Origin of the sequence: Flavobacterium sp. N502536 (genome assembly GCF_025947345.1) — a bacterium.
Lineage (GTDB): Bacteria > Bacteroidota > Bacteroidia > Flavobacteriales > Flavobacteriaceae > Flavobacterium.
This window is the reverse complement of record NZ_CP110011.1, coordinates 30,568-46,032: the sequence shown is the minus strand read 5'-3', so window position 1 is coordinate 46,032 and position 15,465 is coordinate 30,568. Positions and strand designations below refer to the sequence as shown.

General features: G+C 37.2%; 10 protein-coding genes. 4 read left to right on the top strand and 6 right to left on the bottom strand.

The window, feature by feature from the left end; translation table 11 throughout:
• The first annotated feature begins 39 nt into the window (after positions 1 to 39).
• On the top strand, positions 40 to 2,154 hold the full coding sequence (locus tag OLM61_RS00175) for a TonB-dependent receptor domain-containing protein (RefSeq protein WP_264524540.1): 2,115 nt from the start codon (positions 40 to 42) through the stop codon (positions 2,152 to 2,154).
• A gap of 92 nt (positions 2,155 to 2,246) precedes the next feature.
• On the opposite strand, the gene OLM61_RS00170 is transcribed toward OLM61_RS00175, so the two are convergent.
• Positions 2,247 to 2,852 (bottom strand): RsmD family RNA methyltransferase, encoded by a 606-nt coding sequence (locus OLM61_RS00170; RefSeq protein WP_264524539.1) that lies wholly within the window; start codon positions 2,850 to 2,852, stop codon positions 2,247 to 2,249.
• Positions 2,849 to 3,670, bottom strand: coding sequence for a DUF3822 family protein (locus OLM61_RS00165; RefSeq protein ID WP_264524538.1), 822 nt, complete (start codon positions 3,668 to 3,670; stop codon positions 2,849 to 2,851). Before OLM61_RS00165 ends, OLM61_RS00170 begins: the two co-directional genes overlap by 4 nt.
• Positions 3,671 to 3,916: 246 nt before the next feature.
• Between OLM61_RS00165 and OLM61_RS00160 the strand changes: the two genes are divergently transcribed.
• Both OLM61_RS00160 and ygiD read left to right on the top strand, forming a co-directional pair.
• Positions 3,917 to 5,341, top strand: a complete 1,425-nt coding sequence (locus OLM61_RS00160; protein ID WP_264524537.1) for an ATP-dependent DNA helicase — start codon at positions 3,917 to 3,919, stop codon at positions 5,339 to 5,341.
• A 75-nt stretch (positions 5,342 to 5,416) separates the two neighbouring features.
• Positions 5,417 to 6,247, top strand: a complete 831-nt coding sequence (gene ygiD, locus OLM61_RS00155; RefSeq protein WP_264524536.1) for a 4,5-DOPA dioxygenase extradiol — start codon at positions 5,417 to 5,419, stop codon at positions 6,245 to 6,247.
• Between the two features lie 161 nt (positions 6,248 to 6,408).
• On the opposite strand, the gene OLM61_RS00150 is transcribed toward ygiD, so the two are convergent.
• Both OLM61_RS00150 and OLM61_RS00145 read right to left on the bottom strand, forming a co-directional pair.
• Positions 6,409 to 7,269 carry a hypothetical protein gene (locus OLM61_RS00150; protein WP_264524535.1) on the bottom strand — a complete coding sequence of 287 codons (861 nt, stop codon included), beginning with the start codon at positions 7,267 to 7,269 and terminating at the stop codon, positions 6,409 to 6,411.
• A gap of 340 nt (positions 7,270 to 7,609) precedes the next feature.
• Positions 7,610 to 8,947, bottom strand: coding sequence for a PQQ-binding-like beta-propeller repeat protein (locus OLM61_RS00145; RefSeq protein WP_264524534.1), 1,338 nt, complete (start codon positions 8,945 to 8,947; stop codon positions 7,610 to 7,612).
• Between the two features lie 140 nt (positions 8,948 to 9,087).
• Between OLM61_RS00145 and kdsB the strand changes: the two genes are divergently transcribed.
• Complete coding sequence (kdsB, locus tag OLM61_RS00140; protein ID WP_264524533.1) at positions 9,088 to 9,822, top strand: 3-deoxy-manno-octulosonate cytidylyltransferase; 735 nt, start codon at positions 9,088 to 9,090, stop codon at positions 9,820 to 9,822.
• 194 nt (positions 9,823 to 10,016) lie between these two features.
• Here kdsB and OLM61_RS00135 read toward each other — a convergent pair whose 3' ends face one another.
• Together OLM61_RS00135 and OLM61_RS00130 are read right to left on the bottom strand one after the other, a co-directional pair.
• A complete protein-coding gene (locus OLM61_RS00135) occupies positions 10,017 to 12,428 on the bottom strand; it encodes a thiamine pyrophosphate-dependent enzyme (protein ID WP_264524532.1) in 2,412 nt (803 codons plus the stop codon).
• A gap of 188 nt (positions 12,429 to 12,616) precedes the next feature.
• Positions 12,617 to 15,364 carry an aminopeptidase gene (locus OLM61_RS00130; RefSeq protein WP_264526408.1) on the bottom strand — a complete coding sequence of 916 codons (2,748 nt, stop codon included), beginning with the start codon at positions 15,362 to 15,364 and terminating at the stop codon, positions 12,617 to 12,619.
• Positions 15,365 to 15,465 lie beyond the last annotated feature (101 nt).

Here is a 15,465-nt window from a genome sequence, read left to right as displayed (position 1 = left end):
AGCATTTTTGCAGGACTACAATCCAAAATCAAATCCAAAATGAACATTAATTTGCTGGTAAAACTTTTTCTATTTCTTTTTTTGTACTTGCTTTCTTTAGCGGGATATGCACAAAATGAAACTCCAAAAGACAGTCTTTCGAATACGTTAAATGAAGTTGTGATTGCCCGGCAAATAAAGACGTTTACCCATACAAATGGGAATGTAAAAGTTGATGTGGCCAATTCTGTTTACAATGCCATTCCGAACACCGTCGATTTGCTGGCAAAATTACCAACCGTTCAGGTCAGTTCAGACAGAGAAAGTATTTCGGTTGTGGGCAGGGGAAATCCTCTGATTTATATCGACAATCAAAAAGTGGGAATGAATGATCTGAATGCTTTGGCTGTAGCCGATATTAAAACGATCGAAATTATTCAGAATCCCTCTTCTAAATATGAAGCCGAAGGGCGTGCTGTGATTTTGATTACCCGAAAGTTTAGCAAGAAGGACAGTTTTAGAACTGAGATTTCGGAGCTGGCTTCTTTTAAGAAAAAGTACAACAATTATCTTGGGTTTAATACAAGCTTTAAGAAGAACAAACTCGAGTGGAAAGCCAATTTCAATTACAATCAATTACAGCCCTGGGAAACTCACAGCATTGATTACCAAATTCCCGAGGCCGAAATTGCTTCTAAATATGATGTGGAGGCGTATTCAAAAAAAAGGCAGTTTGTTTTTGGAGGCAGTCTGTTTTATAAGATAAACGAAGACGATTACTTTTCGATTAGCGTGAACAGTAAACTCCAGAAGGATCTTTTTCCTATTCATACCACAACTGTAAATACAAACAAAAACATCGAAAATAACGTTTTGACTTATAGCGATAACGATAGTAAAAAGAGTTTTGTAAACTCGTTTTTGAATTATATGAAAAAGATAAAAGCTGTCGATGTGCAGGTTTTTACAGGGCTGCAGTGGTCTAATTTCGATCAGGGATTGTGGAGTCAGGTTAAAAATAATTATAATGATACCCAGTTTGAATGGGCACAGCTTCGGGATCAAAAGTTTAAGGTGAATGTCTTTTCAGGGAGAATTGATGTGGAAAAGAAGTTTAAAAATGAAACGAAATTTGAAATAGGGGGGCTGTATTCGTCTGCAAATTCCAAATCAGATTTTGATCTGTTTTTTTATGAAAACAAGGTAAACGAACTTAGTCATTATGATTTCAGGGAGCAAAATTTAGCGGCTTACAGCCAGTTCTCGGGAAAGATTAAGAAAGCGGAATTTTCGGTTGGATTTCGGGTAGAAAATACGAATGTAGATGGAAAGTTTAAAGCCGATTCCTCCCCTTTAATCGATAAAAAATATACTAATTTCTTCCCTAAAGCGCAATTTTCATTTCCAATAGACAGCCTGAAGAGTATTAGTGTCAATTATGCCAGAAGTATTTCGAGACCCAATTATTCCTCGCTAAGTCAGGGAACTACTTATATTAATCCTTATTTTTTATATGCCCGAAATATTAATTTAGATCCTACGATTGTCAATGAAATTTCGTCTACTTTTCAATACCGTGATAAATCGGTGAAGCTAACGTATTATCGAAATACAAACCCGGTTTACAATAGTTTTTTCTTTGACAAGGAACTGAATGTAATGACTTTTAAGGATGTGAATTTTGAGAAAGAGTCTGCCTTTATGGTTGATTTTGAATTGCCTTTCACCTATAGATTCTGGACGACTACAAATTCGCTGGTTTTTGTTTCAGAGCAAATTAAGGATCCTTCGGCAGTATTCAGGTCTTCAAAACCGTATTTTTATTATTACTCCAATAACGAATTTAAACTTACAAAAGGTTACGTTCTAATGGTTGGTTTCAGGACCATTACAAAACAATACAAAGGAGTTTTTGAAAGAAATGCAAGAACGGTAGTAGATATGGCTGTTTCTAAAACGTTCTTTAAAAATTGGAGCTGTGCTTTAAACTTTAATAATGTATTTAAAAGTATAAAGGAAGAAGAAGTTTTTACAATTAATACGATCCGCTCAAAAGCAAGATACCTGCTCGATGAGCGCGAAATTTCGGTTTCGGTGAAATACTCTTTTGGAAAGGTAAAGGAAAGCGAATTCAAAGGAAAAAGTATAGAAGAGCATTCAGACCGGTTAAGATAAAAAGCGGCCGTTGGTAATTGTCTTTCGGAGCGAAGTCTGAACGTTTAACGGTTCTCACTTCGCTCGGTATGACATTGCGATTGGAACGAAGATTATCCCTCGTCTTCCTCGGTTATTTTGGTCGATAAATCGTCCGGTAATTCTTCGTCGTCATCGGTTGAGTTCAGTTCGAAAAAACTAAAGAAAGATCCTCCATAGCTTTTTTGAAAAGAAAAATTACTCAAATGATCCATCTTGGTATATTTGGAATGCTCGATAATCATCATACCGTCTTCATGAAGCAGTTCTCTTTCGAAAACTGTTACTACAATCTTCTCAAATGCCGCCTGATCAAACCCATAAGGCGGATCGGCAAAAACAATATCATAAGAAGTTTTGCAGTTTTCAAGAAACTTGTAAACATCACTTTTAGTCGCAGCAATATCAAAATCATATTCTGACGAAACCTGCTTGATAAATTTTACACATCCAAAATCACCATCTACAGAGGTAATTGGAGCACTTCCGCGTGAAGCGAATTCAAAACTGATGTTGCCTGTTCCTGAAAACAAGTCCAGCACCTTTAAGCCGTCAAAACTAAAATGATTGTTCAAAACATTAAACAATGCTTCTTTACTCATGTCGGTTGTGGGTCTTACAGGAAGGTTTTTTGGCGGAAAAATGCGGCGACCTTTGTATTTTCCTGAAATGATTCTCATGATTGGAATAGGATATAATGTTTTTGATTTTCGGCTGTTGTGAAGCTATTTCTTTGCTGTAAGGTGCTTACATCCAAAAAGGATATATGACGAATGTATTTGTATGCAATGGCATAATACGGATCGTTTTGGTCGATTGTGCCCAAAAACTCAAGTTGAAAACTCTCGGGATTCAAATTGGATTGTTCGGCAGTAAAAAGCAAATAATAAATAAAATCTTCGGGTGTCTGGTATTCAAATGAATTGAACAGTAATAGTTTTTGATTCTGCACGACGATCACTTCAAAATGACCGTAGTTAAAGTTAACCACCATTTTTTTGTCATCATTGTTTCTTGAAGCATCGAGAATTTTTTCGACTAAAATACTGTTGGCATGTTTGTAATCAAAAGTCCCAAACTGATCAATAAAAAAATTGTTGATATTGACATACGGTATGTAAACCGCATTCATTTGGTACTTTGAAATTTGATCAAAGGCAAAAAAATCAGTTTCAAAAACCTTAGTGTTGTATTGCAGATAACTTCCAAGGTAGTTTTCATCAAACAAAGCCGTTGGAACAAAGGTCGAAAGGTTGTTGTTGTGAATCACCAAAACTTCGTCATAGGTTTCCTGTAGTTCGGGATGGTTTCTAAAAGCATCTCCAAACAGTTCTTCAATTTTGGTCGCTTTGTGAAACGTTTCAAAATGAATTTCTTTTAAAGCAGTGACCGTATTATTTAAAGTATCAAAACAACAAAACGACAATCCGGTCAAGGAAACCTGAATAGAAAGCTTTTTGTATTTTTTTGAAGTGATGTTAGTGTTTTGTAATGACATATTGATTTACAATTCGTTACCTGTTTTACAAGAAAGAATTTTAGGCGACCACAAACTTACAAATTAAAAAGGAACAATAATAATTGCAATTTCAAAAAACAATTTTACTTGTATTTTAAAAGAAGGTTAAGAAAAGATTTTTTTTGAAAAATCGAAGCTCTGATTTCTGGTATGATTTGCAGGAGGCGAAATTTTAAATTGGCATTGCCATTAAAAAAGACGAACTTTGTACTTCAAACTTACCCTATGAATTCAGCATTGTTTTACGGCGTTTTGCAAAAAAAATTCCCGTTCGCTCCAACCTATAAACAGGATATTTTTTTTCAAAAAATCGCTATTTTTTTGACCGAACCGGCTAACGATACCATTTTTGTACTCAAAGGATACGCAGGAACGGGAAAAACTACGGTGATTTCGACGATTGTAAACAATTTGGGAGACATCAATAAAAAGTTTGTTTTGCTGGCACCAACCGGACGTGCGGCGAAGGTAATTGCCAATTACTCGAATACACCGGCATTTACCATTCATAAAAAAATATACTTTCCTAAAAAATCTTCGGGTGGAGGCGTGGCCTTTACCAAACAACAGAACAAACATAAAAACACCATTTTTATCGTCGATGAGGCTTCGATGATTTCCGACAGTAATTCCGATTCGAAAATGTATGATAACGGATCGCTGTTGGATGATTTGATTTCGTATGTATATTCAGGAACAAATTGTAAAATGATTCTTCTGGGGGATACTGCCCAGCTGCCACCGGTAAACTTAGACATAAGTCCCGCTCTGGATACCCACACTTTAGGAATTCACTACGGTAAAGAAATTGAACATATCGAACTGGATGAGGTAATGCGTCAGGAGGAAAGTTCCGGAATTTTGTTTAATGCAACAGAATTAAGAGAGCTGCTGAAAGAGAGTTTTATTACCGAATTTAGATTCAATGTTAAAAAATTCAAAGACATTGTTCGGCTGACAGATGGTTATGATATTCAGGATGCTATTAACTCAGCTTACAGTAATTATAGTATTGAAGATACCGCTTTTATTGTTCGCTCGAACAAAAGAGCCAATCAGTATAACGAGCAGATTCGAACCAGGATTTTATTTAAAGAAAGCGAACTGTCGGCAGGAGATTTCCTGATGGTGGTCAAGAATAATTATTTCTGGCTGAAAGAAACAGATGAAGCCGGATTTATTGCCAATGGTGACATTATCGAAGTTCTAGAGCTTTTTGGAATCAAGGAGCTGTACGGATTTAATTTTGCAAAGGTAAAAATCAGAATGGTCGATTATCCAGATCAGAAGCCTTTTGAAACGGTATTGATTTTAGATACGATCAAAAGTGAATCTCCTTCTTTGACTTATGAAGAATCCAACCGTTTGTACGAGGAAGTAATGAAAGATTATGAAAACGAAAGCACCAAGTATAAAAAGTTTCAGAAGGTAAAAGAGAACGAATATTTTAATGGTTTACAGGTGAAGTTTTCGTATGCTATAACCTGTCATAAATCACAGGGAGGTCAGTGGAATACTGTTTTTATCGAACAGCCGTATTTGCCCAACGGAATCGATCGCGATTACATTAGATGGCTCTATACGGCTATGACACGTGCTAAAAATAAGTTATATTTGATAGGGTTTAAAGACGAGAGTTTTGAGGAATAAAACACGACTTTTACTAATTGTCACGAATTTTTCTTAAATTTAACGTTAGCGAAATTCGTATTAGAATCCTTTACAATGACAACACTAAACGACTTACATTCAATTTCGTCAGCATTTTCGAATACTGATAAAATGCCGGTTCTGTTTTTAGGACACGGAAGCCCTATGAATGCGATTGAAGAAAATCAGTTTGTAACCGGTTTTCGGAATTTAGCCAAAACACTGCCGCAGCCCAATGCAATTTTGTGTATTTCGGCCCACTGGTTTACCAACGGTACCAAAGTGACGTCGATGCAAATGCCCAGAACCATTCATGATTTTGGAGGATTTCCACAGGCGCTTTTTGATGTGCAATACCCCGCAAAAGGAAGTCCGGAATTGGCACACGAGACTAAGAAGATACTAGAACCTGTTCCTGTAGATCTGGACGAACACTGGGGACTGGATCATGGAGCCTGGAGTGTAATCAAACATTTATATCCGGAAGCCAATGTTCCGGTAATTCAGTTGAGTATCGATTATACCAAGCCTGGTCAATATCATTTTGAATTGGCACAAAAACTACAATCTTTACGCCATAAAGGTGTTTTGATTATCGGAAGCGGAAACATCGTTCATAATTTACGGATGGTCGATTTCAGGAATTTTGATAAAGACAATTATGGTTACGATTGGGCTATTGAAGCACGGGAAACCATCAATTCGTATTTGCTCGATGCTAATTTTCAGCCTTTGATTGACTTCGAAAAAATGAATAAAGCAGTTCAACTGGCGATTCCTACGCCAGACCATTATTTGCCGCTGCTTTATACTTTAGGATTAAAAGAAAAATCGGAAGAACTCAGTTTGTTTAATGACAAGTTATTGGCCGGTTCTTTAAGTATGACCTCAGTTAAAATCATGTAATACTACTTTACGAATTTTAAAGAGAGTGTCATTACACAGAGATTCACAAAGATTGCGCAGAGATCCACAAAGATTTTATAACTCCATTAATCATAGACTCACTTTCAGAGCTGTTTTTTGGAGTGTTTTGTTAGCTGCATTTAATTATATTCAAATTATGATTACGGAGCAGGTGCTACATTTCTGGTAAAAGTGCAGCCTCCTATGGAAAATGTGGTAGGACCGGAATTTATCGGAGTACCGCTAAATTTTATAATCATTTCCTGGCTTCCTAATGCTGTAAAAGTTCCGGTTAATTCTGATAGTATGCCATTTACGGCAGTTCCCTTTAAATAATAAGTCCCTGTTTTAGTTACATTAGCTTTAAGAGTTTGTGTCGCATTTGTGATGGGCTGTCCCTGAGTTAATGTCCCATTGGAAGCAAAGTTACAATTGGTTACACCCGAAGTTGTAGCTGTGGTAGTACCGGTGATTGGTCGGTCAAAACTACAGCTGGGCGTTGTGTTAAGTACATATGTTCCTGTGCCTCCACTTAAAGGCGTACCGCTGGCCGTAAGCACTATGTTCTGCGATCCGGTACCAGTATAAGTTCCTGAAGCCGAAAAAGTGACTCCGTCATATGTTGCCGAGATATTAAACGGTCCGGGAGTCATACCTGTAGCTGTAATCGTTTGAGTAACTCCCGAAATAGCCTGTCCCTGAGTCAGGGTGCCGTTCGAAGCAGTGGAACAGAGGTAATTTGGGCTTGTAGCAGTACCAACACTATAACCATTGTACCAAATCGTACCATTGTACCATTCCAGACAGTTTTTAGTAGTATTATAGATTACCAATCCAAGACTTGGAGAAGTAATCGCATCCCTTTCTGCAGTTGTTAAACGAGGAGGGAGAAAACCTTTGGTGGAGCTTTTTATTTCCAGCGCGGCATCATTGGATGGTTTAGGAGTTCCAATGCCAATCTGTGCATTAGAAAAAAGAGTAAGCAAAAGAAAAGTTACGATGAGATATTTTTTTAAAAACATAAAATAGTTTTGCAGGATTACAATTCGCACCAAATTTAGATATACCCTCCCGAAAAATGTAACGCAAAGTAATAAGGGTACTGTTCTATGTTGTAAATGTATTTTTTTTCAAATATTCGTTAATAAGGTGCTCGCGAGAAACCGTAAATCGGGTTGCTGCCGGATTACATAAAAAAGATTCATACAGATGAGATCGATTTATCTCTTCGGCATTTTGTGAATAAAAAGGGCATGAATCTGCGTGAGGAAAATTTACTTCACCGTAAAAAAAACTTAGTGAATCTCTGCGATGCCTTTGTGGAGCTCTATGGTATCGTTATTGTCAGAGATTCACATTTGATTATTTTTCTTCTTCTAAATTATAAGCATACAAATAACCGTCGGCACTCCCGAAATAAACCGTGTTGTTGCTGATGTATGGAGAAGAAACAATAGCTCCCAGTTTATAAAAATCATCCATCACCTTTTTGCAATTGTCGTATAGCGAAAGATCTGTGTTACGGCCAGCGTAGGAAAAATCTAAAAGATCATTTTTTAATGTATAAGAGGCCAATTGTTTACGATTTTCGGTGGGTATGATTTTAGATTTCTTTCCGTTAGAAAGCAGATCCAGACTGAAGAAATTCCCTGTAAAATCGCCAAAATACACAGTGTTTCCTGCTATAGCCGGCGATGCGTAAACATAACCATTGGTTTTGTAACGGTATTTTTCTGCACCGGTTTTGGCATCCAGCGCTAATAAGGCATAAGTATCTGAAGTTCCTACATAAACGGTGTTGTCCTGAATAACAGCAGTGCTTAAAAACCAGGAGCTTTCGGCATCGTATTTCCAGATCAGTTTTCCTGTTTCGGCTTCTAAAGCAAAAAAGTAAGGCTCTCTGGCTCCAAAATAAACTTTCCCGTCGGCAACCGCTACGGCGGACTGGATTCCTTTAAATCCCGGTTTTGTTCCGGTTGCAAAACGCCAGACTTCCTTGCCGGTTTCGATGTTCAGCGCATACAATACGGCATCCCAGCCACCGATATAAATTCTATTCTGATCGATTACCGGAGTTCCGTGCACAGGCTCATTGGTTTTAAACTTCCATTTTAAATCTCCGGTTTTGGCATCCAGCGAATAGACGTTTCCGTCGCTGCTTCCAAACAAAACGACTGCCTTTTTTCCTTTTTCGTAAACAACTGGAGAGGACAGATAAAAACTCCACAAATCGTCCATATACTGTGTTGCAGGTTTCATGTCAAATCTGCCTTTTTCTCCAAGCCAGTGCTCACCGCCCGTTTTAAATTTCCAGATTAATTTACCGTTCTGAGTGTTTACGGCATAATAGTTCCCGTCAAAGCTGCCAAAGAAAACAGTGTTTTCATAAATGCCGGGAGTACTATGAATAGCCCCGTTGGTTTTAAATTTCCATTTTGTCTTTCCTGATTTTTCTTCAACAGCATAGAGATAACCGTCTTCGCTGCCAATATAAACAGTGCCGTTTTTTGCAGTGGGAGAAGAGAAGATTTTACCGTTGGTTTGGTATTTCCATTTCAAATTAGAAGCAGGCTGATAGCCTTTTCCGTCAAAAACACGATCTGTAAAAGCATTGTTTATTGTGGTTTTCTCCTGGCTGAACGCCGAAGGATTAAAGATTAAATTCAATAGAATAATGCAGAAGATCAGGTGTTTTTTCATGGTAGTTTTTTTCTCATAAATATAATGTAATTTTTAAAGTGCTGCTCTTCAGATTTGTAAAATGCGGCATAGAGTATTTTTTTTTAACTTATTAATTCTGAATAGTTACATTTGTTTAGAAGTTTATAAATAAAAATAAAATGAAGATAATAGCTGTAATTCCGGCACGATATGCATCAACACGTTTTCCTGCTAAACTCCTGCAGGATCTGGGAGGGAAGTCGGTGATTTTAAGAACGTATGAAGCAACTGTTGCGACAAAATTGTTTGATGATGTATTTGTGGTAACGGATTCCGATTTAATTTTTAATGAAATTGTAAATCAGGGCGGAAAAGCCATTATGAGCATCAAGGAACACGAATCCGGCAGTGATCGAATTGCAGAGGCTGTTGCGGGTCTTGATGTGGATATTGTTGTAAACGTACAGGGTGATGAGCCTTTTACCGAAGCAGGACCGTTAGAGCAGGTTTTGTCAGTATTTAAAAACGATGCGGATCGTAAGATAGATTTAGCTTCTTTAATGCGTGAGATTACGGATGAAGCTGAAATCAATAATCCGAATAATGTAAAAGTAGTGGTTGATCAATCGCAATTTGCCTTGTATTTTTCACGATCGGTAATTCCGTATCCAAGAGACAAGGATGTTGGAGTGCGTTATTTCCAGCATATCGGAATTTATGCTTTTAGAAAACAGGCCTTATTGGATTTTTATAGTTTGCCAATGAAATCTTTAGAGGCTTCTGAGAAATTAGAGCAATTGCGTTATTTAGAGTTCGGAAAACGTATTAAAATGGTCGAAACGACACATGTTGGAATTGGGATCGATACAGCAGAAGATCTGGAGAAGGCGAGAGCTATTTTGGCTTCCAGATAGTACGCGGATGACACGGATTCGCTTGCGCGAAGACGCGGATTGTCGCAGATTTCTTAATACTGAGTTTTGATGTTTGCTGATGTCAGGCTGAGCGAAGTCGAAGCCCTGGACAAGCCGCTCATATAAAATATAAAGAAAAAGCTCCAAATCGTTAAGATTGGAGCTTTTTTTATATGGAAAACCGAACTAAATTCTTAGTATAAACTTGGATATTTAGACGGGTTGGCTTCGTGCATCATTGTGTATACCTTCTCAAAGATATCTTCGGCAGAAGGTTTTGAGAAATAATCACCATCAGTTCCGTAAGCAGGTCTGTGTGCTTTTGCAGCAAGAGTTTGCGGTTTGCTGTCCAGATGGTGGTAAGCATCCTGTTCTTCCAGAATTTGCTGTAAAATGAACGCGGAAGCTCCACCCGGAACATCTTCGTCGATTACTAACAAACGGTTGGTTTTAGCGATACTTTTTACAATGTCTTTATTGATGTCAAACGGAAGAAGAGACTGAATGTCGATTACCTCGCAATCAATTCCTAAATCTAACAATTCAACCGCAGCCTGTTCTACTAATCTTAAAGTTGATCCGTAAGAAACAAGGGTGATGTCTGAACCTTCTTTTAAAGTTTCAACGACACCAATTGGTGTTTTGAATTCTCCAAAGTTTAAAGGTGTTTTTTCTTTTAAACGGTAACCATTCAAACATTCGATTACTAAAGCTGGTTCATCACACTCTAAAAGTGCGTTGTAGAATCCTGCAGCCTGAGTCATGTTTCTTGGTACTAAAACGTGAATACCACGAATAGCGTTGATAATCATTCCCATTGGTGAACCTGAATGCCAGATACCTTCTAAACGGTGTCCGCGGGTTCTGATGATTAACGGTGCTTTTTGTTTTCCTACCGTTCTGTATTGTAATGTCGCCAAATCATCACTCATGATTTGGATGGCATATAGTAAATAATCTAAATATTGAATTTCAGCAATCGGGCGTAAACCTCTCAACGCCATTCCGATTCCCTGACCGATAATGGTCGCTTCACGGATTCCGATATCGGCAACACGAAGTTCTCCGTATTTTTCCTGCATCCCTTCAAGCCCCTGATTTACGTCACCAATGTTTCCAACATCCTCACCAAAAATTAAAGTTTCAGGATATTTAGTAAACAAAGCATCAAAATTGTCGCGCAGGATCATTCTTCCGTCCAAATCTGCTTTCGCATTTTCGTCATATTCCGGAAGTACTTTTTCAACCGAAGATACATTTAAATCAGAATCAGAGTATAAGTGACTGCTGAATCGTGGCTGTGTAATTTCAATATAGTTGGTAATCCAGTTTGATAATAAAACTTTACTGTTTGGGACTTCAATAAAACGCAATATCTTTCTTGCTATGGTAAGCATTTCCTTTTTTAAAGGCGATTTTATAGCGCTTAATTCTGAAATATATTTTTGTATTCTTTCCTTATGGTTGATGCTTGCTTCAGCAATTTGACCTAATAAAGCCAAAAGGTTTTTCTGATCTTCGATAATTGGATTGATGAAAGAATTCCAGGCCTCTTTTTTAGCTTCCAGAACTTCTTTTTTCAAATCGAAATCAATTTCAGCCAATTCTTCAGGAGATGCAATATTGATGGCAATCATCCATAAACGCATCTGACGAATACAGTCAAAATCTTTTTCCCAAGCCAGTCTTTCTGCATTTTTGTAACGCTCGTGTGAACCTGAAGTCGAATGTCCTTGTGGTTGTGTTAATTCGTTTACGTGAATTAAAACCGGAACATGTTCTTCACGTGCAATAGCACCGGCTCTTTCGTAAGTCGAAACCAATTCGGCATAATCCCAGCCTTTCACTCTGAAAATTTCGTAACCTTTGGCGTCTTCATCGCGCTGGTATCCTTTTAAAATCTCAGAGATGTTTTCTTTGGTAGTCTGATGTCTGGCGTGAACCGAAATTCCGTATTCATCATCCCAAACACTCATTACCATCGGCACCTGCAGCACACCTGCAGCGTTTATCGTTTCAAAAAACAAGCCTTCAGAAGTACTTGCATTTCCTATAGTTCCCCAGGCTACTTCATTTCCGTCTACTGTAAATTTGTCTTTAACAGTAATTCCGTCAACATTTCTGTAGATTTTTGAAGCCTGTGCCAATCCTAATAATCTAGGCATTTGCCCGGCTGTAGGAGATATATCTGCGCTTGAGTTTTTTTGTTTTGTTAAATCTTTCCAGGAACCGTCTTCGTTTAAACTATGTGTTACAAAGTGGCCGCCCATTTGTCTTCCGGCAGACATTGGATCAAAATCTAAATCAGTATGACCGTATAAACCTGCGAAAAACTGCTTTGGAGTCAATTCGCCAATGGCCATCATAAAAGTCTGATCGCGGTAATATCCGGAACGAAAATCTCCGTTTTTGAAGGCTTTCGCCATTGCAAGTTGTGGGACTTCTTTACCGTCTCCAAATATTCCAAATTTAGCTTTCCCTGTCAATACCTCTTTACGTCCTAAAAGACTACATTCACGGCTGGTAACCGCAATTTTGTAATCGTTCATTACTTCAGTCTTGAAATCTTCGAAAGTAAGTGTAGTATTATTTTTTTCTTTAATCATAATCTCAAATGGGTCATGTTACGCAGCAAAAATAATTAAAAAGTATCAATAATCATAATTCATTAAAGTAAATATAATTTAATTATCTGTAATTAAATTGCTAAAAGCGGGTGTCTTTTTTGTGTAATGTTTGGTGTTTTTGCTTTTTTAATGGGAATAATTTATGTTTTTACAACTAATTCATTCGATTAAAGCCATTTTCTAGTAAAAAGATTAAGTAATGTTTTTGGTGAAAATGTGACCACAAATCGTATTTTTTCACTGTATTTATTTTGAGAAATCTCCCATCCGTTATTCGAATAAACAGGAAAATACAGCTCAAAATAATCCGGAACCAGATTTAACCGGACACCACTATCATATCTGAATTTTTCAATTTCATGCTTGCTTTTCATTAAACCAACATCCCCATAAACTTCAATCCAGTTCCAGATCGCGTAACTTGCGTTTAGGGTTGCCATCCATTGATTGGCAAATCTTGGTTCGATTTTGGATTTAAAACCACCCTCGGCGATTACATATTGCTGACTAAAAATACCAGTGCTTTCTGATCTTCCGAAGAAATTATAATCAAACATATAATCTGACGGACGGTCTAATCCAAAACTAAAATAATCGGAATTTGTTCTATTGTAAATAAAACTTCCGGCGTATAATCTTAAATTTAACTTGCGATTGTTTTCAAAAAGCCTTCTGTATTCAATTTCTGCAGCCAGTTTTCCAAATTTTCCGGAGAACTGAACATCGGTCATAAAATTAAAATGATTCACTAATTCTGTTTTCGTATTGGCATAACGCGCATTAAAAATCGAATAGTTTGGAGTAGAATTGTCTGTTATATAGGTGCTGGCTTCGCGATTTACAATAACCTGTCTAAACATAATCAGTTGTTTACGGTTATCTCTGAAATTTTCCTCACGAATTCTAAACTGTACCATCGGATTCAACCTTAAATAAGTTGCATCAGGGGCATAGTGATAGTAGTTTTGACTGATCGAATAGCGCACGTTATATAAGGTGCTGTTTCGGTAGTATTGATTCCATGAAAAAGAAGAAGAACCGGATAACGTTCCTGCATTAAGTGAATAGGCCGGATTGATATCAAATGTAAAAGGTTTATCCAGAATCGTCTTGTTGTGAAAACGCATTCCGGGAGTAAAACCATCGTAATAATTATACGTCAGCGTTGGAATGTATAAAATCTGATTGTAATATGGATCTTCGAGATCTTTGGCAAAATTAAATTTTATAGGTCGATTGGTGATGACCAGGCTTTTTAGCGATCTCCAATTGTTTCTTTGGTTGTATTCCGGCACCTCATTGTCGTAGTTTATAACGATCTTGTCGGCATTTTTTCGGACAAAAGTATAGGTCGAATCTACTGTTTTGGGCTCGACCCACTCTTTAAAAACAACTTCATCTCTCTTAATTCCATAGATTGGAATCGGAGCATAGATTCCGGTTCTGTTTTTAATTCGAAAAGCCACCGTATCTTTAGTTCTGGAAACATGGGTGAATTTATAATCAATAATGTCACGCGAGCCTATAATGGTGTTGAAAAACCAGTCGATTTTTTTGGGACTTTTTTGGGTCAGTATTTTTTCGAAATCGTATCGATTGGTTTGTTCCGATTTGTTTAAATCGTAAAATTCCTGAACACTTTCGGGAACAATATTGTGATTTAAATAATCGTCTAAATAGCTAAGGCTTAGACCTGCGCGATACTTACTTGCAATTTGTTCGTTAAATTTGATTAAAGTGTTTTTTGGATCTCCCAGCGGCTGATCAAGGTTTTTACGGGCCATCAGCATATAGTAATAACTGTATTGCTCGTTGAAAGTCAGATTGGTGATGTTAAAACTTGAAAAAAGTTTCATATCAGAAAGCCTTCCAAGCATTTTTTGATCCAGATGATTTTCTTCGATGTATTTCATCATCGTATAGATCTGAATCCCGTCATAAATCCAGTTGTCTTTTCGCGGATCCAGACGTAAACTGTTTTTTAGATAGTTATTCAGATAGGTTTTGAGGAACGTAATTTCAAACACAAATTCATCTGAAAACGGACTAATAAACGAAGGCAACTGATTCAGTCCGTAGAACGGATTTCGATCATAATCAACCTGAGAAACTGTGATTTTTTGATGGGGGTACTTTCCAATAAAAGAGTTGGCGAAAGTGACTACTTTATTGATGATAATAGCACTCTGAATTTCGGTCAGCCTTTTGTTTTTAAGGTTTGTCAGTACCTGAAGCGAACCATTTTCGTAGTTTTTGAAACTGTTTTGTTTTTCAATAAACAAATTAAAATCAGTTCTGTTACCTCCCGAAAGCACATACGTTTTAAAAGAATTGATATTATCTTCTGAAACCTGATCCAAATCAGTGGTTATAAAATACTGCTGAGGTACTTTTATTTCAATTTCGTAATCGGTTCCTGCATTGGCGATATCGTCTAAATTGAAATTGTTGTATTTCATAAAACGATGATTTTCAAAGCGGGCCGGGCTTAAAAACCAGTCTTTTAAATTCATACCGCCATTTTGATCGAAACCGTAACGGGTGAATTTATCACTCGGAATTTTGGAAATATAAACTAAATGCAAATCGATTTTTTCTCCGGGACGCAATTTACGGTTCAGTTTTACCACAATGTAATCCGGGTTTTTTGCTGTTCTTTCCCATTCAAGTGCTGCATTGTCTGAATCGGTCAGACTTAAAACAGTTGTATTGCCTCGTTCTGAAGTTTTTGCCAAATGAAAACCTCTGTAAAATTCATCAGAAAATCGTCGGGCTAAGGGCGTGTTTTTATCCGAAAAAGCATTGTTCCAATCGTTAAGGACAATCGAAATCAAAGAATCATTTGAAGTGTTGTGATAGGTAATATCCTGTTTTACATTCAGGGTTTTGAGCTCAAGATTAACGGCGACCTCCATCTTAGAGCGATGTTGCCCGTATTGTTTTATCGAGCTGAATAAAACGAAAGTATAGAATATAATTTTATAAAATGATTTCAAGGATAGAGTAAATAATTTAA